Source organism: Mycobacterium sp. (assembly GCF_965229265.1).
GTDB lineage: Bacteria > Actinomycetota > Actinomycetes > Mycobacteriales > Mycobacteriaceae > Mycobacterium.
Genome location: NZ_CBDDIY010000013.1, coordinates 206,124 through 230,884 on the forward strand (window position 1 = coordinate 206,124; position 24,761 = coordinate 230,884).

At 66.3% G+C, this 24,761-nt stretch carries 21 protein-coding genes and 2 tRNA genes; 18 read left to right on the top strand and 5 right to left on the bottom strand.

The window, feature by feature from the left end; all coding sequences use genetic code 11:
* Positions 1-34: 34 nt before the first annotated feature.
* From ADBZ9K_RS23080 to rpmH, 5 genes are read right to left on the bottom strand one after another with little or no spacing between them, the layout of a single operon-like run.
* Complete coding sequence (locus ADBZ9K_RS23080; protein ID WP_526624591.1) at positions 35-562, bottom strand: Jag family protein; 528 nt, start codon at positions 560-562, stop codon at positions 35-37.
* 34 nt (positions 563-596) lie between these two features.
* A complete protein-coding gene (gene yidC, locus ADBZ9K_RS23085; RefSeq protein ID WP_526625593.1) occupies positions 597-1,616 on the bottom strand; it encodes a membrane protein insertase YidC in 1,020 nt (339 codons plus the stop codon).
* A 43-nt stretch (positions 1,617-1,659) separates the two neighbouring features.
* Positions 1,660-1,956, bottom strand: coding sequence for a membrane protein insertion efficiency factor YidD (yidD, locus tag ADBZ9K_RS23090; protein WP_526624592.1), 297 nt, complete (start codon positions 1,954-1,956; stop codon positions 1,660-1,662).
* Positions 1,953-2,303 (bottom strand): ribonuclease P protein component, encoded by a 351-nt coding sequence (gene rnpA / locus ADBZ9K_RS23095; RefSeq protein ID WP_526624593.1) that lies wholly within the window; start codon positions 2,301-2,303, stop codon positions 1,953-1,955. Before rnpA ends, yidD begins: the two co-directional genes overlap by 4 nt.
* Before the next feature lie 18 nt (positions 2,304-2,321).
* A complete protein-coding gene (gene rpmH, locus ADBZ9K_RS23100) occupies positions 2,322-2,465 on the bottom strand; it encodes a 50S ribosomal protein L34 (RefSeq protein ID WP_005142265.1) in 144 nt (47 codons plus the stop codon).
* A 556-nt stretch (positions 2,466-3,021) separates the two neighbouring features.
* Between rpmH and dnaA the strand changes: the two genes are divergently transcribed.
* The 18 genes from dnaA (at position 3,022) to ADBZ9K_RS23190 (ending at position 24,420) form a co-directional block, all read left to right on the top strand.
* Complete coding sequence (gene dnaA / locus ADBZ9K_RS23105; protein ID WP_526624594.1) at positions 3,022-4,524, top strand: chromosomal replication initiator protein DnaA; 1,503 nt, start codon at positions 3,022-3,024, stop codon at positions 4,522-4,524.
* Positions 4,525-5,043: 519 nt separating this feature from the next.
* Positions 5,044-6,237 carry a DNA polymerase III subunit beta gene (gene dnaN / locus ADBZ9K_RS23110; RefSeq protein WP_526624595.1) on the top strand — a complete coding sequence of 398 codons (1,194 nt, stop codon included), beginning with the start codon at positions 5,044-5,046 and terminating at the stop codon, positions 6,235-6,237.
* A gap of 27 nt (positions 6,238-6,264) precedes the next feature.
* Positions 6,265-7,158: a phosphogluconate dehydrogenase (NAD(+)-dependent, decarboxylating) gene (gnd, locus tag ADBZ9K_RS23115; protein WP_526624596.1), complete on the top strand. Its 894-nt coding sequence runs from the start codon at positions 6,265-6,267 to the stop codon at positions 7,156-7,158.
* A 9-nt stretch (positions 7,159-7,167) separates the two neighbouring features.
* Entirely contained in the window at positions 7,168-8,316 is a 1,149-nt protein-coding gene (recF, locus tag ADBZ9K_RS23120; RefSeq protein ID WP_526624597.1) for a DNA replication/repair protein RecF, read from the top strand.
* On the top strand, positions 8,313-8,876 hold the full coding sequence (locus ADBZ9K_RS23125) for a DUF721 family protein (protein ID WP_526624598.1): 564 nt from the start codon (positions 8,313-8,315) through the stop codon (positions 8,874-8,876). The genes recF and ADBZ9K_RS23125 overlap by 4 nt, the downstream gene beginning before the upstream one ends.
* Before the next feature lie 223 nt (positions 8,877-9,099).
* A complete protein-coding gene (gene gyrB, locus ADBZ9K_RS23130; RefSeq protein WP_526624599.1) occupies positions 9,100-11,109 on the top strand; it encodes a DNA topoisomerase (ATP-hydrolyzing) subunit B in 2,010 nt (669 codons plus the stop codon).
* Between the two features lie 38 nt (positions 11,110-11,147).
* A complete protein-coding gene (gyrA, locus tag ADBZ9K_RS23135) occupies positions 11,148-13,667 on the top strand; it encodes a DNA gyrase subunit A (protein ID WP_526624600.1) in 2,520 nt (839 codons plus the stop codon).
* Between the two features lie 29 nt (positions 13,668-13,696).
* Positions 13,697-14,608: a DUF3566 domain-containing protein gene (locus ADBZ9K_RS23140; RefSeq protein WP_526624601.1), complete on the top strand. Its 912-nt coding sequence runs from the start codon at positions 13,697-13,699 to the stop codon at positions 14,606-14,608.
* A 224-nt stretch (positions 14,609-14,832) separates the two neighbouring features.
* Positions 14,833-14,906, top strand: a tRNA-Ile gene (locus ADBZ9K_RS23145).
* Positions 14,907-15,039: 133 nt separating this feature from the next.
* Positions 15,040-15,112: transfer RNA gene (locus ADBZ9K_RS23150), tRNA-Ala, on the top strand.
* Between the two features lie 87 nt (positions 15,113-15,199).
* The gene (locus ADBZ9K_RS23155; RefSeq protein WP_526624602.1) at positions 15,200-16,006 is read left to right on the top strand and encodes an MlaE family ABC transporter permease; all 807 of its coding nucleotides are present in this window, start codon (positions 15,200-15,202) and stop codon (positions 16,004-16,006) included.
* A complete protein-coding gene (locus tag ADBZ9K_RS23160; protein WP_526624603.1) occupies positions 16,003-16,851 on the top strand; it encodes an MlaE family ABC transporter permease in 849 nt (282 codons plus the stop codon). Before ADBZ9K_RS23155 ends, ADBZ9K_RS23160 begins: the two co-directional genes overlap by 4 nt.
* Before the next feature lie 6 nt (positions 16,852-16,857).
* The gene (locus ADBZ9K_RS23165; protein WP_526624604.1) at positions 16,858-18,309 is read left to right on the top strand and encodes an MCE family protein; all 1,452 of its coding nucleotides are present in this window, start codon (positions 16,858-16,860) and stop codon (positions 18,307-18,309) included.
* Positions 18,310-18,320: 11 nt separating this feature from the next.
* Positions 18,321-19,349, top strand: coding sequence for an MCE family protein (locus tag ADBZ9K_RS23170; RefSeq protein ID WP_526624605.1), 1,029 nt, complete (start codon positions 18,321-18,323; stop codon positions 19,347-19,349).
* Positions 19,346-20,626, top strand: a complete 1,281-nt coding sequence (locus tag ADBZ9K_RS23175; protein ID WP_526624606.1) for an MCE family protein — start codon at positions 19,346-19,348, stop codon at positions 20,624-20,626. The genes ADBZ9K_RS23170 and ADBZ9K_RS23175 overlap by 4 nt, the downstream gene beginning before the upstream one ends.
* On the top strand, positions 20,623-21,882 hold the full coding sequence (locus ADBZ9K_RS23180) for an MCE family protein (RefSeq protein WP_526624607.1): 1,260 nt from the start codon (positions 20,623-20,625) through the stop codon (positions 21,880-21,882). The genes ADBZ9K_RS23175 and ADBZ9K_RS23180 overlap by 4 nt, the downstream gene beginning before the upstream one ends.
* Complete coding sequence (locus tag ADBZ9K_RS23185; RefSeq protein ID WP_526624608.1) at positions 21,879-23,012, top strand: MCE family protein; 1,134 nt, start codon at positions 21,879-21,881, stop codon at positions 23,010-23,012. Before ADBZ9K_RS23180 ends, ADBZ9K_RS23185 begins: the two co-directional genes overlap by 4 nt.
* Before the next feature lies 1 nt (position 23,013).
* Positions 23,014-24,420: an MCE family protein gene (locus ADBZ9K_RS23190; RefSeq protein ID WP_526624609.1), complete on the top strand. Its 1,407-nt coding sequence runs from the start codon at positions 23,014-23,016 to the stop codon at positions 24,418-24,420.
* The last annotated feature ends 341 nt before the right edge of the window (positions 24,421-24,761 follow it).

The following is a 24,761-nucleotide window of genomic DNA, read 5'->3' on the forward strand; positions in this document are numbered from 1 at the left end:
CACGGGACGGACACCGAACTACATCGATGTAACTTCAGTCCTTCAACACCACAACGCGACGCGACGGCTCGACGCCCTCGCTCTCGCTGTGGACACCATCCACCGCCGCGACGGCGTCGTGCACAATCTTGCGCTCAAACGGCGTCATCGGCGCCAGCTCTTCACGGTCGCCGGTATCCAGCACCCGCCGGGCCACCTTGTCGCCCAACGCGGTGAGCTCCTCGCGGCGACGACGACGCCAGTTGGCCACATCGAGCATCAGCCGGCTGCGCTCGCCTGTCTTCTGGTGAACCGCCAACCGGGTCAACTCCTGCAGTGCATCGAGCACCTCGCCCTTACGGCCGACCAGCTTGGCCAGGTCGTCCCCGCCATCGATACTCACGATGGCGCGATTGCCCTCAACATCGAGATCGATGTCGCCATCGAAGTCGAGCAGATCGAGCAGCTCCTCCAAGTAGTCGCCCGCGATCTCGCCCTCGGCAACCAGGCGGTCCTCCAGGTCGTCTGCCTTACCGCCCGAGACGTCGGAGTCGGTCAGGTCCGTGGTGTCGGTATCAGCCATGTGTCTCTCCCTCTTCCACCGGAGCGTTCTCCGGTCAACGCTTACGTTTCTTGGGCCGGGCTCCCGGCCGCGGTGCGCGGTTGGCCGCATCGGCATCGGCTGGTTTCGCCGCACCGTCGTCCGTCTCCGCGGCGGTCACCTCGGCGTCGTCCTCAGCCGCGGTCGCACCGTTCGTCCCGGCCGGCGCGCCCTTCTTCGGCTTGGTCGGCTTCACGCCCGGCGCCGGGGCATTCGCCGCCCGGCGGGCGACCGCCTCTTCCTTCTTGGCTTCTTCTTCCTTTTCGATCCTGCCGAACACGTAGTGCTGCTGACCGAAGGTCCAGATGTTGTTCGACACCCAGTAGATGATGATCGCGATTGGCAGGAAGGGTCCGCCCACCACAACGCCGAGGGGGAACACGTACAGCGCGAGCTTGTTCATCATCGCGGTCTGCGGGTTGGCAGCGGCTTCCGGACTCTGGCGCGCGACCGAGGCCCGGCTGTTGAAGTAGGTGGCAACACCGGCCAGCACCATGAGCGGCAGCGAGACCGCGATGACGGCGGGCCGGCTGAATTCGGTGAACGCGTCCAGACCCTTCGACTGGGTCATGAACGCACCGATCGGCGCACCGAACAGATTCGCGTCCAGGAAGTGGCCGACGTCGGTGGCGCTGAAAACATAGTTGCCGAGCGACCGGTTGAGTTCCGGTGACAGCTGGGGCTGGCCGAAGCCGCCCTGGGTCCGGTTGAACGAGCGCAGCACGTGATACAGACCGAGGAACACCGGGATCTGCGCCAGCATCGGCAGGCACCCAAGGATGGGATTGAAGCCGTGCTCGCGCTGCAGCTTCTGCATCTCCAGCGCCATCCGCTGGCGATCCTTGCCGTACTTCTTCTGCAGCGCCTTGATCTGTGGCTGCAGTTCCTGCATCTGCCGGGTGGTGCGGATCTGCCGGACGAACGGCTTGTACAGCAGCGCGCGCAGGCTGAACACGAGGAACATCACCGACAGCGCCCACGCGAAGAAGTTCGAGGGTCCCAGGATGGCGGCGAAGAGCTTGTACCAAACCCACATGATCGCCGACACCGGGTAATAGATGATGTCGAGGCTGAACCAATTAAACACGCGTGCTCCTGCCGTCGTATTCGACACTGGCCCCGGGCACCTGCGGGCACCGCTCGGGTATCGGGTCCCATCCTCCCCGATGCCATGGTCCGCATTTCCCGAGCCGGATCAGGGTGAGCCAACTCCCCCGCATCAGGCCGTACTCGGTGAGCGCGTCCACGGCGTACTGACTGCACGTGGGGGTGAATCGGCACGTGGGTAGTCGCAGCGGCGACACCGTGTGCCGGTATAGCTCGATGAGGAAGATCAGCCCGCGAGCCGGGATCGTCCAAGGGCTGGGACGACTCACCGGCTCTTCTCCATCAACTCATGGGTCCGCCGCAGCCCCGTACGCAACTGCTGCTCCAATCGGGCCGAGATCGCATGCCGACTGCTCGGGAGCGCACGGATCACGATCCGCTCGTCTGGCTGCAGGTCGGGCAGAACGGTGCGGACGACATGCCGCAACCGCCGGGCCACCCGGTGCCGTTGCACCGCGGTACCCACCGACTTGGCTACGACGAGTCCGATCAGCGGTCCGCCGTCCACATCACGTCGTGCGTGCACGACGATATCCGGCTGCGCCGCTCGTACCCCATGCTTGACCGTGGCGCCGAACTCCGCAGACCGTGTCATCCGGTACTGAGCCGGCAGCACGCTGCGTGATCCTGTGGATCAGGCAGTCAGTGAACGACGACCCTTACGGCGCCGCCCGGTCACGATCGCGCGCCCGGCGCGCGTGCGCATACGCAGCCGGAAACCATGAACCCGCGCCCGGCGCCGGTTGTTCGGCTGGAAGGTCCGCTTGCCCTTGGCCACGGCAGTCTCTCCTTGTTGCGTTTGGCAGTCCCGCTCCGGTGTACACGCGTGGTGTACCCGAACAAACGCAACTGCCGTTGGTAAGCTCTGGTCTTGCTCGAAACCGGCGCTGGCCCGGAAACCCGGTCGCAGCCGTACCGCCAACGTTCGGGCGACTGTTCGAGGGTACTGACGTCACTTCGCCTGGTCAAACCGCCTTGTGGCAGGCACCGAATCTGAACACCAATTTACTGCCGTCACAGCCGTCACGCGCCGCAGGACAAAGCCGAAATCGACGGAATCCCAATGTCGCCGAACGGTTGGCACCCGCCGGGAAAACTGTTAGCTTCTGCCAAGCCGCTTCAGCCCGAGGCGGTGTGCAATCAGAAGCGGGGGCATCGGCCGGCGGGACAATCCAGACAGCACCGATTGACCGGATTACGCCAGCCCACCACCCAGCGCCGATATGCTGCGAGGCGAGGACGACTGTCCTGTCCACACCTGTGGATAACTATGTGGACAGTTTTGTCGTCGTCTCTTTGTTTGTTGCCGACCTGCGGACCAGGGGGATCTGTCGTTGACCGATGATCCCGGTTCAGCATTCGCCTCGGTGTGGAGTTCCGTCGTCGCCGAATTGAACGGCGATGGTGATCCGCAGTCCCGGCCCGACAACGGGTCCGGCGCTGAATCACCCCTGACACCGCAACAACGGGCCTGGTTGAAGCTCGTTCAGCCGCTCACGATCGCCGAAGGCTTCGCGCTGTTGTCGGTGCCAAGCAGCTTTGTGCAGAACGAGATCGAGCGGCATCTGCGAACCCAAATCGTCGATGCGCTGAGCCGCCGACTCGGGCAACGGGTTGAACTCGGCGTACGGATCGCACCGCCGACCGCGGACGAGCACACCGACACCGCACCGCCCGATCCGGGCTCCCCCGAGCACGATCTCGACGAGGTCGACGAGGATCGCGAGGCGCTGGCCAGTGCCCACGAGACCTGGCCGAGCTACTTCATCGAACGGCCGCGCAGCAGCACTTCGGCCGAGACACCCGGGACCAGCCTCAACCGCCGATACACCTTCGACACCTTTGTCATCGGTGCCTCGAACAGATTCGCCCACGCCGCCGCCCTTGCCATTGCCGAAGCACCCGCTCGTGCCTACAACCCCCTGTTCATCTGGGGTGAGTCGGGACTGGGCAAGACGCACCTGCTGCACGCCGCCGGCAACTACGCCCAACGTCTCTTTCCCGGCATGCGAGTGAAGTACGTCTCCACCGAAGAGTTCACCAACGACTTCATCAACTCGCTGCGTGACGATCGCAAGGTCGCGTTCAAGCGCAGCTACCGGGAAATCGACGTCCTGCTGGTCGATGACATCCAGTTCATCGAAGGCAAGGAAGGTATTCAGGAAGAGTTCTTCCATACCTTCAACACGCTGCACAACGCGAACAAGCAGATCGTCATCTCCTCCGACCGGCCGCCCAAGCAGCTGGCCACCCTGGAGGACCGGCTTCGGACCCGGTTCGAGTGGGGTCTGATTACCGACGTTCAGCCTCCTGAACTGGAAACCCGCATCGCGATCCTGCGGAAGAAGGCCCAGATGGATCGCCTCGACGTCCCCGACGACGTCCTGGAGCTGATCGCGAGCAGCATCGAACGCAATATTCGCGAACTCGAGGGCGCCCTCATCCGCGTCACCGCGTTCGCGTCACTGAACAAGACCCCTATCGACAAGGCGCTGGCCGAGATCGTGTTGCGCGACCTCATCTCCGATGCCAGCACCATGCAAATCAGCACCGCGGCGATCATGGCCGCCACCGCCGAGTACTTCGACACCAGCGTCGAGGAGCTACGCGGCCCCGGCAAGACCCGCGCCCTGGCCCAATCACGCCAGATCGCGATGTATCTATGCCGCGAACTCACCGCCTTGTCGTTGCCCAAGATCGGTCAGGCCTTCGGCCGCGATCACACGACAGTCATGTATGCCGAGAAGAAGATCCGGGGTGAAATGGCCCACCGGCGTGAGGTGTTCGATCACGTCAAGGAGCTCACCACCCGGATCCGGCAGCGCTCCAAGCGCTGAGATTCGCTCCGATCCGGGCATCCGGCGAAATCCGGCCAAAAAACTTTAGTAACACTCGCACCAGCGGCCACACTCAATCGCTGTGCACACCGTTGTGGACAACATCCGCTGCACCCGTGAAGCAACGGGGATCACAATCAACAACCCCCACCTGTGCACACTGTCGCCCACGTTGGCATTCATCGATACACAGCCCATGCACATCGAGTTACCACCTCCGAGCAGGCCATCGACCCGCTCCTCCACAGGTTGCACAGGCCCTATTACTGTTGCTGTTATCTCCACTTAGATTTCCTTCTTGAAGACAGGGTTGGGGAACAGCTCGTGCACAGGCACCCCCGACGCCGCTCAACCGCGCTCTTGTCACCGCGATCGATTAGCTTTCAAGTTGGCGCCCGACGCTCTACGGTTGTTCTTCTGACTGCCGTTCTGCGGCTGTCGCTCACAGATCACGCTCGCCAGTGCCGCGGCACTGGACTGAACGCTGGTCGGGGGTTGGTGCAGTGACGAAGGGACACTATGGACGTGGCGACTACGACGGTTGGCTCCGACTTGAAGTTCCGCCTGGTGCGGGAGGACTTCGCCGACGCGGTGGCCTGGGTCGCCCGTAATCTGCCCTCGAGGCCGACCGTGCCGGTTCTGGCCGGCGTGCTGCTCACCGGCACCGAGGACGGCCTGACCATCTCCGGCTTCGACTACGAAGTGTCGACCGAGGTGCAGGTACCAGCCGAAATCGCTTCTCCCGGAAGTGTTTTGGTCTCAGGGCGGCTGCTGTCCGACATCACCAGGGCGCTGCCGGCCAAGCCGGTCGACGTCACGGTGGAAGGCACCAGGGTGTCGCTGACCTGCGGCAGTGCCCGCTTCTCGCTGCCCACCATGGCCGTGGAGGACTACCCGGCGCTGCCGGCGCTGCCCGAGGAGACCGGTGTGGTTTCCGCCGACCTGTTCGCCGAGGCGATCGGTCAGGTCGCGGTGGCCGCCGGCCGCGACGACACGTTGCCCATGCTGACCGGTATCCGGGTGGAGATCTCCGGTGAGGCAGTCGTTTTGGCGGCCACCGATCGGTTCCGCCTGGCGGTTCGCGAACTGACCTGGTCGACGTCCTCCCCCGACCTGGAAGCCGCGGTCCTGGTACCGGCCAAGACGCTGGCCGAAGCCGCCAAGGCCGGCACCTCCGGTGCCGAGGTCCATCTGGCGCTCGGTGCCGGAGCGTCGGTCGGCAAGGAGGGTCTGCTGGGTATTCGCAGCGGCGGCAAGCGCAGCACCACTCGGCTGCTCGACGCCGAGTTCCCCAAGTTCCGTCAGCTACTGCCGAGCGAGCACACCGCGGTGGCGACCATCAGCGTCGCCGAGCTCACCGAGGCGATCAAGCGTGTCGCCCTGGTCGCCGACCGCGGCGCCCAGGTCCGAATGGAATTCGGCGACGGTGTGCTGCGGCTGTCGGCCGGAGCCGACGATGTGGGTCGCGCCGAGGAAGACCTGCCGGTCGACTTCGCCGGAGAGCCGCTAACCATTGCGTTCAACCCGACGTACCTCACCGATGGCTTGGGTTCATTGCACTCGGACCGGGTGACGTTCGGATTCACCACGCCGAGTCGTCCCGCCGTGCTGCGCCCGGCCAATACCGATGACCAGGTAGATGGCACCGGGCCGTTCCCGGCCGTTCAGACGGACTACGTATACCTGTTGATGCCGGTCCGGCTTCCCGGCTGACCGGGACCATCGACGAGAGGGGCAAGCATGCAGTTGGGTTTGGTCGGCCTGGGCAAGATGGGCTTCAACATGCGCCAGCGGTTACGCGAAGGCGGACATGAGGTCATCGGCTATGACCCTCGCCCCGAGGTCAGTGACGTGCCGACCCTTGCGGCACTGGCGGAGGCGCTCAGCGCTCCCCGTGTGGTCTGGGTGATGGTCCCATCGGGCCCCATCACCGAGCAGACCATCGGTTCGCTCGCCGACGTTCTCAGTGCCGGAGATCTGGTTGTCGACGGTGGCAACTCCAAGTACACCGAGGACGGGCGTCACGCGGAATTGCTTGGTAAGAAAGGGATTTCGTTCGTCGACGCTGGTGTTTCCGGTGGGATCTGGGGTCTGGAAGAGGGCTACGGCCTGATGGTCGGCGGCAGCGACGAGGATGTCGCGCGGGTGATGCCGATCTTCGAAACGCTGCGCCCCCCAGGGGAACTCGCCGACGGTTTCGTCCACGCCGGTCCCGTCGGTGCCGGCCATTACGCCAAGATGGTGCACAACGGTATCGAGTACGGGCTGATGATGGCCTACGCCGAAGGTTATGAACTGCTGGCCGCCGAACCGTTGATCAAAGACACCCAGGCGGTCATCCAGGCCTGGACCAACGGCACCGTCGTGCGGTCCTGGTTGCAGGAGTTGTTGGCCAAGGCACTCAAGGAAGATCCCGGATTCGACGCCATCTCGGGCTACACCGAGGATTCCGGTGAGGGTCGCTGGACCGTGGAAGAGGCCATCCGCCACCGGGTTCCGATGCCGGTGATCGCCGCGTCGCTGTTTGCGCGATTCGCCTCCCGCCAAGAGGATTCACCGTCGATGAAGGCAGTTTCGGCCCTGCGCAATCAGTTCGGCGGACACGCGGTCAAGCGAGTCCCGTTGTCGGGATAGCGACAGCCGATGTTCGTTCGAAGCCTGGCGTTGCGTGACTTCCGATCCTGGGAGCACGTCGAGCTCGACCTGGCGCCGGGCCGGACGGTGTTCGTCGGACCAAACGGCTTCGGCAAGACCAATCTTGTTGAGGCACTGTGGTATTGCGCAACTCTTGGATCGCATCGAGTGGCCACTGATGCGCCGTTGATCCGGGCCGGCGCCGAGCGTGCGGTGATCTCGACGATCGTGGTCAACGAAGGCCGGGAACTTGCGGTCGATATCGAGATTGCCGCCGGTCGCGCGAATAAGGCGCGGTTGAATCGGTCACCGGTGCGCAGCACCCGCGAAGTGCTCGGGGCGGTGCGCGCGGTGCTGTTCGCGCCCGAGGATCTGGCGTTGGTCCGTGGCGATCCCGGGGAACGCCGCCGTTACCTCGACGAACTGGCCACCGTGCGTCGCCCGCGGATCGCCGCTATCCGGGCCGACTACGAGAAGGTACTCAAACAACGCACCGCATTGTTGAAATCCGCTGCGGGAGCGCGGTTTCGGGGCGATCGCAGCGTGTTGGACACTCTCGAGGTATGGGACGGTCACCTGGCTGCGCACGGCGCCGAGCTGATGGCCGCCCGCATCGCGTTGACCAACCTCCTGGCTCCGGAAGTGGAGAAGGCCTATCAGCTGTTGGCGCCGGCGTCGCGACCGGCGGCCATCAGCTATCGCAGCAGCGTGCTGGACGGTGCCGACGGCGGCGAGGACGTTGAATTTCTCGAGGCAGCGTTGCTGGCCGGGTTAGCCCGGCGACGCGACGCCGAGCTCGAGCGCGGGGTGTGCTTGGTCGGTCCGCACCGCGATGATCTGGAACTGCGCCTCGGTGACCAGCCGGCCAAGGGCTTCGCCAGCCACGGTGAGTCCTGGTCGATGGCGCTGGCTCTGCGCCTGGCGTCCTACGAGCTGCTGCGCACCGAGGGCAGCGAGCCGGTGCTGATCCTCGATGACGTGTTCGCCGAGCTCGACAATGCCCGCCGTCGTGCGTTGGCCGGTGTGGCCGCCGCCGCCGAGCAGGTACTGATCACCGCCGCGGTCGGTGAGGACATTCCGACTGACTGGGACGCCACCCGGATCGGGATTACGTTGCGCGACGACGACCGTGGCCGGATGTCGGAGGTGGTGCCGTGACCGACGCCGACGACGACTCGGTCGCCACTCCGCCCGAGCACCTCAGCAATGTGCCGGGCATGGATTTGGTGCGGCGCGCCCTAGAGGAAGCCCGCGGCGCCGCCCGTAGCCAGGGCAAAGAGGTCGGCCGAGGTCGGCGCTCGCCAGGGGTGCGACGCACTACACCCCGAGGAGGGCGGGCTTGGTCGGGCCCCGGCCCGGACCGCCGCGACCCCCAGCCGTTGGGGGCCGTCGCCGACGAGCTGGCGAAAACCCGAGGTTGGACCCCACGGGTCGCGGAGGGGACGGTATTTGCGCAGTGGGCGACGGTGGTGGGCGAACAGATCGCCGAGCACGCCCAGCCGACGACGCTGCGCGACGGCGTGCTCAGTGTGGCGGCGGAGTCAACGGCGTGGGCCACCCAGCTGAGGATGGTCCAAGCGCAGCTGCTCGCCAAGATCGCGGCCGCCGTCGGGGACGGTGTGGTGACGTCGCTGAAGATCACCGGACCGGTCGCGCCGTCCTGGCGCAAGGGCCGGCTGCACATCTCCGGGCGGGGGCCCCGCGACACCTACGGCTGAAGCCGGCTACCACGGTCGGCTGACAGCCACCAGAACGTCGTCGACTTGGATGTCAAGCCTCAAGACGTATGCCGATCCGAGAAATTCCGTGCACGGCTCAACTAGGTATGCAGAAACGCCGCCACAGAATCAGTCCGAAGCGGGCTAACCGCTAGACTGGTGCACGAACCGCGCGCGGTCGGTGAATCGTGCGCTTGCGACCCCCAAGGAGAGCGTCCCGCTAGTGGCTGCCAAAGAACAGTACGGTGCCGACTCGATCAAAGTTCTCGAAGGCTTGGAGGCGGTCCGCAAACGCCCCGGCATGTACATCGGCTCGACCGGTGAGCGAGGGCTGCACCATCTCGTCTGGGAGGTTGTGGACAACGCCGTCGACGAGGCGATGGCCGGCTTTGCGACCAAGGTCGACGTGCGCCTCCTCGAGGACGGCGGCGTCCAGGTCACCGACGACGGCCGCGGTATCCCGGTGGCCATGCACTCCACCGGTATCCCCACCATCGACGTCGTCATGACGGTGCTGCACGCCGGCGGCAAGTTCGAAGAGGGCGCCTACCAGGTGTCGGGCGGTCTGCACGGTGTGGGTGTCTCGGTGGTGAACGCGTTGTCCACCCGATTGGAAGCCGACGTCCGCACCGGCGGCAGTGAGTGGTTCCAGACCTACGACCACTCGGTGCCCGGCACCCTGCGCCAGGGTGAGAAGACCACCAAGACCGGCACCACCATCCGCTTCTGGGCCGATCCGGACATCTTCGAGACCACCACCTACGACTTCGAGACCATTGCTCGCCGGCTGCAGGAGATGGCCTTCCTGAACAAGGGCCTGACCATCGAGCTCACCGACGAGCGCGTTACCGCCGAGCAGGTTGTCGACGAGGTGGTCAGCGATACCGCCGAGGCGCCGAAGTCGGCCGAGGAGAAGGCCGAAGCCGCCACGCAGCACAAGGTCAAGCACCGGGTGTTTCACTACCCGGGTGGCCTGGTGGACTTCGTCAAGCACATCAACCGCACCAAGAACTCGATCCAGCCCAGCATCATCGACTTCGACGGCAAGGGCCCGGGTCACGAGGTCGAGATCGCGATGCAGTGGAACGCCGGCTATTCGGAGTCGGTGCACACCTTCGCCAACACCATCAACACCCACGAAGGTGGTACCCACGAAGAGGGCTTCCGTGCTGCGCTGACCACCGTGGTGAACAAGTACGCCAAGGACAAGAAGCTGCTCAAGGACAAGGATCCCAACCTCACCGGGGACGACATCCGCGAGGGCTTGGCCGCGGTGATCTCGGTGAAGGTTTCGCAGCCGCAGTTCGAAGGCCAGACCAAGACCAAGCTCGGTAATACCGAGGTGAAGTCGTTTGTGCAAAAGATCTGCAACGAGCAGCTGACGCACTGGTTCGAGGCCAACCCGACCGAGGCTAAAACCGTTGTGAACAAGGCGGTCTCGTCGGCGCAAGCACGCATGGCCGCTCGTAAGGCGCGGGAGTTGGTGCGCCGCAAGAGCGCGACCGACATCGGCGGCCTGCCCGGCAAGCTGGCCGACTGCCGCTCCACCGACCCGAGCAAGTCGGAACTGTATGTGGTGGAGGGCGACTCGGCCGGCGGCTCGGCCAAGAGCGGCCGCGACTCGATGTTCCAGGCCATCCTGCCGCTGCGCGGCAAGATCATCAACGTCGAGAAGGCCCGCATCGACCGGGTGCTGAAGAACACCGAAGTCCAGGCCATCATCACCGCCCTGGGTACCGGCATCCACGACGAGTTCGACCTGTCTAAGTTGCGCTACCACAAGATCGTGCTGATGGCCGATGCCGACGTTGACGGACAACACATTTCGACGTTGCTGCTGACGTTGCTGTTCCGGTTCATGAAGCCGCTGGTGGAGAACGGGCACATCTTCCTGGCGCAGCCGCCGCTGTACAAACTCAAGTGGCAGCGTTCCGAGCCGGAGTTCGCCTACTCCGACCGTGAACGTGACGGGCTGCTGGAAGCGGGTAAGGCGGCCGGCAAGCGGATCAACACCGACGACGGTATCCAGCGCTACAAGGGTCTGGGCGAGATGGACGCCAAGGAACTGTGGGAGACCACCATGGATCCGTCGGTCCGGGTGCTGCGCCAGGTCACCCTCGACGACGCCGCCGCGGCCGACGAATTGTTCTCCATCCTGATGGGCGAGGACGTCGAGGCGCGGCGCAGTTTCATCACCCGCAACGCCAAAGACGTTCGCTTCCTGGATGTTTAGCGAAGTTCACCCCGTCATAGGGACAAAAGAGGACTCACATGACTGACACCACGTTGCCGCCGGGCGACGCCACCGGAGACCGCATCGAGCCGGTCGACATCCAGCAGGAGATGCAGCGCAGCTACATCGACTATGCGATGAGCGTCATCGTCGGACGTGCGCTGCCCGAGGTGCGCGACGGCCTCAAGCCGGTGCACCGCCGCGTGCTCTACGCCATGTATGACTCGGGCTTCCGCCCCGACCGCAGCCACGCCAAGTCCGCGCGCTCGGTGGCCGAGACGATGGGCAATTACCACCCCCACGGCGACGCCTCGATCTACGACACCCTGGTGCGCATGGCCCAGCCGTGGTCGCTGCGCTACCCGCTGGTCGACGGCCAGGGCAACTTCGGGTCACCGGGTAATGACCCGGCCGCCGCGATGCGCTACACCGAGGCTCGGCTGACGCCGCTGGCGATGGAGATGCTGCGTGAAATCGACGAGGAGACAGTCGATTTCATCCCGAACTACGACGGCCGAGTGCAGGAGCCGACGGTTCTGCCGAGCCGGTTCCCCAACCTGCTGGCCAACGGCTCGGGCGGCATCGCGGTGGGTATGGCCACCAATATCCCGCCGCACAACCTGCGCGAGCTGGCCGAGGCCGTCTACTGGTGCCTGGAGAACCACGAAGCCGACGAAGAGGCCACCCTGGCCGCCGTCTGCGAGCGGGTCAAGGGACCGGACTTCCCCACCCACGGCCTGATCGTCGGGTCGCAGGGCATCCACGACGCCTACACCACCGGCCGCGGCTCGATCCGGATGCGCGGCGTGGTGGAGATCGAGGAAGACTCGCGCGGCCGCACCTCGATCGTGATCACCGAGTTGCCGTATCAGGTCAACCACGACAACTTCATCACCTCGATCGCCGAGCAGGTCCGCGACGGCAAGCTGGCCGGCATCTCCAATATCGAAGACCAGTCCAGTGACCGGGTCGGTCTGCGCATCGTCGTGGAGATCAAGCGCGACGCCGTGGCCAAGGTGGTGCTCAACAACCTCTACAAGCACACCCAGCTGCAGACCAGCTTCGGGGCCAACATGCTGTCGATCGTCGACGGCGTGCCCCGGACACTGCGCATCGATCAGATGATCCGGTACTACGTCGCCCACCAACTCGACGTGATCATCCGGCGCACCACCTACCGGCTGCGCAAGGCCAACGAGCGGGCCCACATCCTGCGCGGTCTGGTCAAGGCGCTGGACGCCCTCGATGAGGTCATCGCCCTGATCCGGGCCTCCGAGAGCGCCGACGTGGCCCGGGTTGGCTTGATGGAACTGCTCGATGTCGACGAGATCCAGGCCCAGGCCATCCTCGACATGCAACTGCGCCGCCTGGCCGCCCTCGAGCGGCAGCGCATCGTCGACGACCTGGCCAAGATCGAGGCCGAGATCGCCGACCTGGAAGACATCCTGGCCAAGCCGGAGCGGCAGCGCGCCATCGTGCGCGATGAGCTCGCAGAGATCGCCGAGAAGCACGGCGACGACCGGCGCACCCGGATCATCGCCGCCGACGGCGATGTCTCCGACGAGGACCTGATCGCCCGCGAGGACGTCGTGGTCACCATCACCGAGACCGGGTACGCCAAGCGCACCAAGACCGATCTGTACCGCAGCCAGAAGCGTGGCGGCAAGGGTGTGCAGGGCGCGGGTCTCAAGCAGGACGACATCGTGCGGCACTTCTTCGTGTGCTCCACGCACGACTGGATTCTGTTCTTCACCACCCAGGGCCGCGTGTATCGGGCCAAGGCCTACGAGCTGCCCGAGGCATTGCGTACCGCCCGCGGACAGCACGTGGCCAACCTGCTGGCGTTCCAGCCCGAGGAGCGCATCGCCCAGGTCATCCAGATCAAGAGCTACGACGACGCCCCGTATCTGGTGCTCGCCACCCGCAACGGGCTGGTGAAGAAGTCCAAGTTGACCGACTTCGACTCCAACCGTTCCGGCGGCATCGTGGCGGTGAACCTGCGCGATGGCGACGAGCTGGTCGGTGCGGTGCTGTGTTCCGCGGAGGACGACCTGCTGCTGGTCAGCGCCAACGGTCAGTCGATCCGTTTCTCGGCCACCGACGACGCACTGCGTCCGATGGGCCGGGCGACCTCGGGTGTGCAGGGCATGCGGTTCAACGCCGATGACCAGCTGCTGTCGCTCAACGTCGTCCGCGAGGGAACGTATCTGCTGGTGGCGACCTCCGGTGGCTACGCCAAGCGGACCGCCATCGAGGAGTACACGCCTCAGGGCCGCGGCGGAAAAGGCATCCTGACCATTCAATACGACCGCAGGCGTGGCAGTCTGGTGGGCGCATTGGTGGTCGATGAAGACAGTGAGTTGTACGCCATCACCTCGGGCGGGGGTGTGATTCGCACCGCCGCACGCCAGGTCCGCAAGGCCGGGCGCCAGACCAAGGGCGTTCGCTTGATGAACCTGGGTGAGGGCGACACACTGTTAGCCATCGCTCGCAATGCCGAGGAACAGGACAGCACGGACGACGTGGCCGAGCTGGATCCTGAAGCCGACGCGACGTAGCGCGGCAGGGCGACAGGTTAGGAGTGGCGGTGAGCGCACCGAACGAGCCGGGCCAACCCGGACCGGGTGACGGCCCCGGCAACGGGAATGGCTCGGCCGAGCGGGCCGGTGCCCGACCTGGACCCGCTGCCAACGGCGGATCCAGTGACGTCCCACCGTGGCAGCGGGGTGCCGCGCGAGCCCGGCAGGGTGGCGCGCCACAACGACCTGCCGGTGACGCCCCGGTTCGGCCGGCGGGGCCCCCGCCCAACATCGAGGCGCGGGTCAACCGGTTCATCACCGGCTCTGCCGCCCCGGACCTGTCCGGGATGGGTGGACCGCCACCGCCACCGCCACCGCCACCGCCCCCGCCGCGGCCCGAGCCCGACGCGCCGACGAATCGTCCGGAGCCCCGGCCAGAGCGCACCGAGGTCGCTCGCCCGGAGGCCTACTCCAGCGAACTGCCCGATCTGTCGGGACCGACGCCGCCTAAGCCGGCCACACCCCAGCGCAAACCGGCACCCGAGCGGCCCGCCGAACAGCCCAGCCGGGCGGCCGGAGCCGCGGCCCGCATTCAGGTGGCGGCCAGCCGGTCCCGCGGACCGGTGCGGGCCAACCTGCAGATCCGCCACATCGATCCGTGGAGCGCGCTGAAGGTGTCGCTGCTGCTGTCGGTGGCGCTGTTCTTCGTGTGGATGATCGCGGTGGCGTTCCTCTATCTGGTGCTCGGCGGCATGGGTGTGTGGAGCAAGCTCAACAGCAACGTCGGCGATCTGCTGACCGCCACCAGCGGCGGTGGCGGCGAGCTGGTGTCCAGCGGCACGATCTTCGGCGGCGCGGCCCTCATCGGTCTGGTGAACATCGTGCTGCTGACCGCGATGGCCACCCTTGGTGCGTTCATCTACAACCTGAGCACCGACATCGTCGGCGGCATCGAAGTCACCCTGGCCGACCGGGACTAGCGTCCGGCGGTCCCCCGCCCCGTCCGTCCCCGCCGGAAGGTAGGGGGTTGTTGCCCGCCTCAGCGCGACAACAGCGGGGCGCCGAGCGTTGTTGTCGCTGCGAGCCGGGCACCCCCGACATCGGTCTGCTCGCCGCTGACCGCCGATAACCGGCGGCGGCTGGCGCGGTTTGGGTTCGGTGGCGTGGGTGGGGTAATCTCGTCGCTCGGTCGTAATGCGATTACGGGCCTATAGCTCAGGCGGTTAGAGCGCTTCGCTGATAACGAAGAGGTCGGAGGTTCGAGTCCTCCTAGGCCCACGATGTCCTGGTCGACGGGAAGGGCGCCCGTGAGGATCGCGCTGCTGGTGGCGGTGCTTGCCGTGGCCGCGGTGCTGATCCGCAACCGCCGCGGTGAAATGTGGCACACTCTCGACGACCGAGGCACTCGGACGGGGCCTTAGCTCAGTTGGTAGAGCGCTGCCTTTGCAAGGCAGATGTCAGGAGTTCGAATCTCCTAGGCTCCACTCCTCATCGATAGCCTTCTGCCTTTGACGAAGTGACCTTCGACCCCTTCCGCGCCGCCGGTGGCTGCATAGCGTGAAACCCCTGAGATGCCGCAGAACGTCGGCACCCAGGCAGGGGGTCACGCCGTGGTGTCGTCCGAGAACGTCCTGAAGCCCATCCGGTCGGTCGGGGACTTCTACGCGATGGCGCTGGACGCCCTCGTCGCCATGTTCAAGCCACCGTTCGCCTGGCGGGAGTTCTTCCTGCAGACCTGGTTCGTGGCGCGGGTGGCCGTCCTGCCGACCTTGCTGCTGGCGATCCCGTTCACCGTGCTGGTCGTCTTCACCCTCAACGTCCTGCTGACCGAGTTCGGCGCGGCCGACTTCTCCGGCACCGGTGCCGCCAGCGCCGCGGTCACCGAGATCGGGCCGATCGTGACCGTCCTGGTCGTCGCCGGGACCGGCGCGACCGCTATGTGCGCCGACCTCGGTGCCCGCACCATCCGCGACGAACTCGACGCGTTGCGGGTGATGGGGGTCGACCCGGTACACCGCCTGGTGGTCCCCCGGGTGCTGGCCGCCACCATCGTCGCCGTCTCGCTGGTGTCGCTGGTCACCTTCGTCGGGCTGGTCGGTTCGTTCAGCTTCGCTGTCTTCATCCAGCACGTCACCCCAGGCGCATTCGCGGCCGGCCTGACCTTGTTCACCGGGCTGCCCGACATCATTCTCGGCCTGATCAAGGGTGCGCTGTTCGGCATGTCGGCCGCGCTGATCGCCTGCTACAAGGGCATGTCGGTGCGCCGAGGACCGCAGGGTGTCGGTAACGCCGTCAACGAAACCGTCGTGTACTCGTTCATCGCGCTGTTCGTCATCAATATCGTGGCGACCGCCGTCTACTACACGAGCGCGAAATGACCGCCGTACAAGAGCATTCCGGATGGACCGCCGACGCCGCGCACTGGGCGGCGGACGGCTGGAACCGGGTGGGCACGCAGATCAAGTTCAACGCCCAGTCGATCCGGGAGATTGGGATCGCGCTCGCGCGCTACCGCACCGAGATACTGCGCCTCATCGCTCAAATGAGCCTGGGCACGGGCGCATTGGCGCTCATCGGGGGTACCGTGGTCGTCGTCGGATTCCTGACGCTGACCACCGGTGCCGTCATCGCCGTGCAGGGCTACAACGAGCTCTCGGGAATCGGTGTGGAGGCGATGACGGGATTCATCTCGGCATACGTCAACGTCCGCATCATCTCTCCCGCCGTGGCAGGAATCGGCCTGGCGGCCACCATCGGAGCCGGCGCCACCGCGCAGCTGGGTGCGATGCGCATCGCCGACGAGATCGACGCGCTCGAAGTGATGGCCGTGCGCTCGGTCGCCTACCTGGTATCCACCCGGGTGGTCGCCGGCGTGGTGGTGGTCATTCCGCTCTACTGCGTGGCCATGGTGTGCGCGTTCCTGGCCGCACGATTCGGCACCACCGGGTTCTACGGCCAGTCCACCGGCGTCTACGACCACTACTTCAACACCTTCCTCAACTCGACCGACCTGCTGTGGTCCTTCTTCACCGTGGTGCTCATGGGGATCGCCGTCATGCTGGTGCACACCTACTACGGCTATACCGCCACCGGCGGGCCTGCCGGAGTCGGCGAGGCGGTGGGCCATTCGGTGCGCACCTCGTTGATCGTGCTGACCCTGCTGCTGCTGGCGGTCGCCATGTCCATCTACGGGCAATCCGGCAACTTCCACCTCTCCGGATAGCCCACGATGTCCGACCCGCGCTCTGAAGGGATGGCACCCGGTTGGTGGACCCTCATCTTCGTCATCGCCGCCGCCGCGGCGATCACCGCGACCACTGTGCTGTTCTCCGGCTCGCTGCGCCAATCCGTGCCGGTGACGCTGTCGTCGGATCGGGCCGGCCTGGTCATGGACCGAGGCGCGAAGGTCACGCTGCGCGGCGTGCAGATCGGTCGGGTCGCCCGGGTGACCGGCGGTGCGAACCAGGTGCGCCTCGACCTCGAGATCGACCCCGGTGAACTGAAATTCATCCCCGCCAACGTCGGAGCACGCATCCGCTCCGGAACGATGTTCAGTGGCAAGTTCGTCGAACTCGTCTATCCCGATGACCCCAGCCCGCAGCGGCTGGCCGCCGGTGCGGTGATCAACTCCGACCACGTCAGCACCGAAATCAACACGATGTTCCACGACGTCGCCGACATCCTCAACCACATCGACCCGGCGAAACTCCAGGCCGTGCTGTCCGCGCTTGCCGACGGTCTGCGCGGACACGGCGAACTGATCGGCCAGACGATCACCAACACCGACCAGGTGCTCAAGGAACTCAATGCCCGAGCCGACACCATTCGGGCCGACCGACAGGCCGTCCACCAGATCAGCGACACCTACAGCCTTGCGGCTCAACACATCCTGACCGCACTCGACGCCGCCGGGACCACCAGCACCACCGTCACCGACCATGCGCAGATGTTGGATGCGTTGCTCACCGACGTCGTCGGGTTGGCCCGCGGCGGGATCGATGTGATGGGTTCGAGCCGAGCGAACCTGACCAAAGCGGTGACCGACTTCGCCTCCACCGCGCGCCTGTTGCTGAAGTACAACCCGACCTTCACCTGCACACTGGTCGGCGCCAAGACAGCGCTGGACACCGGCTACCTGGACGCGACCGGCGCCGCCAATCGCAAGTCCCTGATCCTCGACAGCGCGCTGTTGTTCGGGCCCGACGCCTACCGGTATCCGCAGAACCTGCCGATCATCGGGGCCAAGGGCGGACCCGGCGGAACGCCGGGCTGCGGCTCGCTGCCAGATGTAGCCGCGAATTGGCCGGTGCGCCAGCTGATTACCAACACCGGCTGGGGCACAGGGCTGGACATCCGGCCGAATCCGGGTATCGGCTTCCCCGGCTTTGCCGACTACTTCCCCGTCACCCGGGCCGTGCCCGAACCACCCAGCGTCCGCTACCCGGGCGGCCCCGCGCCGGGGCCCACCCCCTACCCGGGCGCCCCACCGTACGGGGCACCGCTGTATGGCCCCGACGGAACGCCGCTGTGGCCCGGGCTGCCGCCGGCGCCACCACCGGGCGCCGCCCGCGAGCCGGGCCCGCCGCCACCCGGGGCGGAACCGTTCGTCGTGCCCGCCCCCGCCCAACTGCAGCCGACGCCGACACCGCCGCTGCCCGAGACGGCGGCACCCTCACCATGAGGAGGACCGGCATGCGGCAGGACGTCGGCGGCGCAATCTGGCGCGTCGCCGTGTTCTCGGCGGCGTGTGTTCTGGGCCTGCTGGCCATGCTTGCGATCTTCGCCCAGCTGCGGTTCGAGTCCGAGAAGTCGTACACCGCGGAGTTCCGGACGGTCTCGGGTCTGGAGAACGGCAACTTCGTGCGCATCGCCGGAGTCGAGGTCGGCAAGGTCAAGAACATCAGGATTCGGGACGATGGAACCGCGCTGGTCGACTTCGGGACCGATCCTTCGGTGGTCCTGACCGAGGGCAGTAGGGCGGTGATCCGGTACCGAAACCTGATCGGTGAGCGATACCTGGCGCTCGAGGAAGGAGTGGGAGGTACCCGCGCCCTGCAGCCCGGCGCCACGATCCCGTTGTCGCACACCGCCCCCGCGCTGGATCTCGACGCGCTGCTCGGCGGCTTTCGCCCACTGTTTCGGGCGCTGGACCCCGATCAGGTCAATGCGTTGTCCGGCCAGTTGATCGAGGCCCTGCAGGGCGAAGGCACCACAGTCGCGGCCTTCCTCACGCAGGCCGCAACGCTGACCAACACGCTGGCCGACCGCGATCGGCTCATCGCCGAGGTCATCACCAACCTCAAGACCGTAGTCGGGTCGTTGGGCGACCACCACGCACACTTCGCTACTGCCGTGGACGCGCTCTCGGCGTCGCTGACGACGATGGCCGACCGGAGAGCGGACCTGCGCAACGGACTGGCCTACGGCAACGAGGCGATCGCATCGATCGCGGATCTCCTCGCACAAGGCAGGACGCCGTTGGAAAAGGTTGTCCACGAAACAGATCGGGTCGCGAGCACTGCCTTGGCCGACCGTGAGTACTTCGACCATCTGCTCAACACCCTGCCCGACGTCTACCGGATGCTGAACCGCCAGGGACTCTACGGCGACTTCTTCAGCTTCTATCTGTGTGATCTCGTCTTGAAGCTGAACGGTAAAGGCGGACAACCGGTTTACGTCAAGGTCGTCGGCCAGGACACGGGAAGGTGTACGCCGCGATGAAGACCTTTGCCGAACGCAACCCCATCGCCGTCGGCCTGGCTGGCGTCGCGGTCACCCTCGCCGTGGTGCTGGGCGCCCTCAACTACGGCAAGCTGCCGTTCATCAATACCAACCGGCACTACTCGGCATACTTCGCCGAGGCGGGTGGGTTGCTGACTGGTGCCGCGGTGCAGGTATCTGGCTTCAAGGCGGGCAAGGTCACCGGCATCGACCTGGACGGGCCGCGGGTGCTGGTCGCCTTCGAAGTCGACAAGAACATCAGGATCGGCGATCGCACCGAAGCGGCGATCAAGACGAAGAGCATCCTCGGTGCCAAGATCCTCGAACTGACCCCCAGGGGTGACGGCAGGCAATCGGGGCCCATTCCGCTGGAGCGCACCACCTCGCCCTACCAACTGCCCGACGCCCTGGGCGACCTGTCCGCCGCGATCAGCCAGCTGGACACCGCTCGACTGTCGGACTCGTGGCAGGTGCTGGCCGGCGAGCTCTCCGAAACCCCAACGGCACTGCGAGTCGCGGTACAGGGTATTGCGCGGTTCGCGCAGACCCTGAATGACCGCGACACCCAGTTGCGCGCCCTGCTCGTCGATGCCAACAAGGTGACGACCGTACTGGCTGAGCGCAGCGACGCGATCGTGACGATGCTCGCAAACAGCAACGCCCTGCTGTCCGATCTGTTGAGCCAACGCCGCGCCCTGGACGACATCTGCGGGAACATCGCCGCAGTGAGTCACCACATCAAGGAGGTGATCACCGACAACCGGCAGACCCTGACTCCGGCGCTGGACAAGCTCAACCAGATCCTGACGATCCTCGATGACCGCAAAGATCGGATCCAGCTGGCGATCAAGGGCTTCAACCAGTACGCCATGTCACTGGGTGAATCGATGTCGGCCGGGCCGTTCTTCAAGTTCTACATCGCCAACCTGCTGCCCGGGCAGTTCATCCAGCCGTTCGTCGACGCCGCGTTCTCCGATCTGGGCCTGGACCCGAGCGTCCTGACGCCCGCCCAGTTGACCGACCCGCAGACCGGCCAGCCCGGCACTCCACCGCTGCCGCTGCCATTCCCGCGCACCGGACAAGGCGGCGAGCCCAGATCGACTGTCCCCGAAGCGATCACCGGAACGCCCGGTGATCCCCGCTACCCCTACCGCGAGCCGGCGCCGGCGCCACCGCCCGGCGGTCCGCCCCCCGGACCGCCCGCTGATGCCGCACCCGCCGTCACGCCGACGCCGGTACTGGTGCCGGCACCGCCACTCGATGGGGAGGGCCGATGACCAAGCACAACAGCATCCGAATCGGCGTGGCCGCCACGCTGGTGTTGCTGCTTCTCGCCGCCACGACCGTGCTGGTGCACTCCGCGTCGACGGCGAACCGGCGGACGGTCGTCGCCTACTTCGCCAACAGCAACGGAATCTTCGTCGGCGACGAGGTGCGGATCCTCGGGGTCGCCGTCGGCAAGATCACGGCGATCGAACCCCGCCCCGACCGGGTGAAGATCACCTTCTGGTACGACGCCAAATACCAGGTTCCCGCCGACGCCAAGGCGGTGATCCTGTCACCGGCGATCGTGACCGCCCGCATCATCCAGCTGACCCCGGCCTACACCGGCGGTCCGCAGCTGCCTGACGGTGCCGTCATCCCGCAGGAACGCACCGCGGTCCCGGTGGAATGGGATGAGCTGCGCCAGCAGCTGCAGCGACTCAGCCAGCTCGTGCAGCCGAGTCAGCCGGAGGGCCTGAGCGCCCTGGGCTCCGTCGTGCACACCACCGCGACCGCCCTGCGTGGGCAGGGCGCGAACATCAGGAAGACGATCATCGAACTTTCGCAGGCAGTTTCGGTGCTCAGCGACCACAGCGACGACCTGTTCGGCTCGGCGAAGAACTTGGCGATCCTGGTGTCGGCCCTGCAGGACAGCGGGGACATGATGCGCCAGCTCAACACGAACCTGGCCGCGGCGACCGGGTTGCTGACCGACAACCCGTATGAGGTCAGCGACGCTGTCCTCGCTCTGGACGCAGTGGTGGGCGATGTGCGCAGCTTCGTCGCCGACAACCGTGAATCGCTGGGCGCCGCGGCGGACCGACTGGCGTCGGTGTCGACGGCGTTGTCAGCCAGCCGCGGTGACCTCGAGCAGGCGCTGCATGTCGCACCTAATGAACTGCAGAATCTGATGAACACCTACCAGCCAGCACAGGCCACGATGGGCGGCGCATACGCGTTCAACAACTTCGCCGACCCAATCACCTTCCTGTGCGGGGCGATCCAGGCGGCCTCGCGGCTGGGTGCCGAACAGGCGGCCAAGCTGTGCGTCCAGTATCTGGCGCCGATCGTCAAGAACCGGCAGTACAACTTCCCCCCGCTAGGGGAGAACCTGATCGTGGGCGCCACCGCACGGCCCAACGAGGTGACCTACAGCCAGGACTGGCTGCGACCCGACTACGTCCCGCCGGCCAATCCGCCTGTTCAGCAGACGAATCCGGCCGACGGCCTGACCGGGTTGATGATGCCCCCACCGCAGGAGGGCTCATGAGGGATACCAGGGTCATTGCCGTCGGTGCGCTGCTCGCAGCGCTGGCCGTGGCGGTATCTGGGTGTGCCTGGCGGGGCCTCAACTCGATGCCGTTGCCGGGCATCGCCGGACGCGGGCCGGGCTCCTACACCATCCAGGCTCAGCTGCCCGACGTGCGCACCATCGAACCAAACTCCCGGGTGCAGGTCGGTGACGTCACCGTCGGAACCGTCACCAAGATCGAGCGGCAGGATTGGCATGCGCTGCTGACGTTGAGCCTCGACGGTGACGTCGACCTGCCGGCCAACGCCACCGCCACGGTCGGCCAGAGCGGCCTGCTCGGTTCCCTGCATGTCGAGCTGGCGCCCCCGGTGGGCATCGCGCCCCAGGGCAGGCTCCATGACGGATCGCTGATCCCGCTGTCGTCGGCGGGCACCTTCCCCTCCAGCGAGCAGCTTCTCTCGGCGATCACGTTGTTGCTCAACGGCGGTGGCATCGGCCAGGTCGAGGACATCACCGAGTCGTTGAGCACGGCGTTGGCCGGTCGCGAGCAGGACCTGCGCAGCCTGATCGAACAATTGGACACTTTCACCCGCTACGTCAACGAAGAATCCGACGACATCATCGCCACCGCCGAGAGTCTGAACCGCCTCGCCGGGCAGTTCGCCGACCAGAAACCGGTGGTGGACAAGGCGCTCACAACCATCCCGGCCGCACTCGAGGTGATCAGCGATCAGCGCCAGACCCTGGTCGAAGCACTCGATCAACTCGGCAAGTTCAGTGCACTGGTGGCGGACTCCACCCGGCAGACCAAGGAGAGCCTGATCGCGGAGTTCAAGGACCTCGGTCCGGTGCTGGAGTCGCTGGCCAATGCCGGTCCCGCTCTGACCCGGTCGCTGGGCCTGTTCGCTACCTACCCGTTTCCCACCGACACCGTCGGTACCTGGCAGCGTGGGGATTTCGCCAATCTGACCGCTGTCATCGACCTGACCCTGAGCCGCCTCGACGCGTCGTTCCTGACCGGCACTCGATGGGAGGGCAACCTGACCGAACTGGAATTGCAGTGGGGCCGGACTATTGGTCAGCTGCCGAGCCCCTACACCAGGAGCAATCCCCTTGTCGCGCCCTACCAATGGGACCAAGGACGCTGACATGCCCCCGCTGACGCTGCGCATCAGAATCCAGCTGGTCGTCTTCGCGATCGTCGCGGTGATCTTCGCGGCGGCCATGGTGTTCGGCTACATCAGGCTCCCGGCCATGTTCGGGATCGGCCGCTACCAAGTGACCGTCGAGCTGCCCCGCACCGCCGGCGTCTACCCCGGCGGCAACGTCACTTACCGGGGGGTCGAAGTGGGCCGTATCCACGACGTGCGCTTGACCGAAACCGGTGTGGCCGCTGTGCTCTCATTGAAGTCCGGTGTCGCCATCCCGTCGGATCTCGACGCGCAGGTGCACAGCCAGTCCGCGGTCGGCGAGCAGTACATCACCTTGCTACCGCGCCGGGACTCGGCGCCGTTGCGCAACGGCGACGTGATCCCCGCCGACCGCACCTCGGTACCGCCTGATTTCGACGCAGTGCTCGACTCGGTCACCACCGGCCTGAACGCCATCCCCCACGACGACCTCAAGACGGTGGTCGACGAGTCATATACCGCCGTCGGCGGTCTCGGGCCGGAGCTGTCCCGGCTCGTGACCGGGGGTGGGAAACTGGCGGCCGCCGCCCGCGTGAACCTGGGCCCGCTACTGACCCTCATCGACAAGTCGAAGCCGATCCTGGACGCGCAGAACGACTCCGCCGAATCCGTCCAGGCCTGGGCCGCGCGCGGGGCGAGCATAGGTCGTCAACTCAAGGCCAACAACGACGCCGTCGTCGATCTTCTGCAGCAAGGGGGCCCTGCCGCCGCGGAGGCGCGTCAGCTACTCGACCGGGTCCAGCCCACGGTGCCCATCATCGCCGCGAATCTGGCCAGCGTGGCCCAGGTGGCGCTGACCTACCAGCCGGGTGTGGAACAGCTCCTGGTGCTCCTGCCGCAGGCGGCTGCCGTCGCGCAGGCGATCGTCCTGGCCAACCGGGACACCGAGCAGCCCTATCGGGGCGCCTACCTGAGCCTCAACCTGAGCCTCAACCAGCCGCCGCCGTGTACGACGGGCTATCTGCCCGCCCAGCAGCAGCGAGCAGCGGTGCTCCAGGACTACCCGGACCGGCCGGCCGGTGACCTGTACTGCCGGGTGCCGCAGGATTCGCCGCTGAGCGTGCGAGGGGTGCGCAACATCCCGTGCACCACCCGGCCCGGCAAGCGCGCGCCGACGGCGGCGATGTGCGAGAGCGACGAGAACTACGTGCCGCTCAACGACGGATACAACTGGAAGGGCGACCCCAACACCACCCTGTCGGGCCAGGGCGTTCCGCAGCAGCTGGCCCCGGTCGGCAGTGCCGAGTACGACCCGGCGACCGGCACCTTCACCACACCCGACGGGCACCGGTACACCCAGAACGATCTCGCCGCCGGCGCCGAACATCCCACCGACTGGCAGTCCATGTTGTTGCCGGGCAGCTGAGCAGGTGGGCACGGCGCGCCGCGCATTCCCGAAGGACCCTTAGCTGAGGGGCGGGCACCACCGGGCGCCCCCAGGTCGGCACCACGCGGTCCCAGCGGCCGTCAGGCCGGCCGTGCGCCACCGCCGGGGTGCCGTCACCGGGCGTGTCCGACCAGCGCCGCAGCCTGCGGTGTACGGTCGGGCCGACCGGACCGCGAACCGGGACGTCGTCAATCGGCCGTGTTGCGGACGCCATGGTGTGATATAGCTCGGATGCTATTTGCTGCGCACATTCGGGGAGGCGACGCGATGAACGCCGACGGCATGTCCGAGCGCCCGTCGTCGGGCTCGCGTCGGCGCGG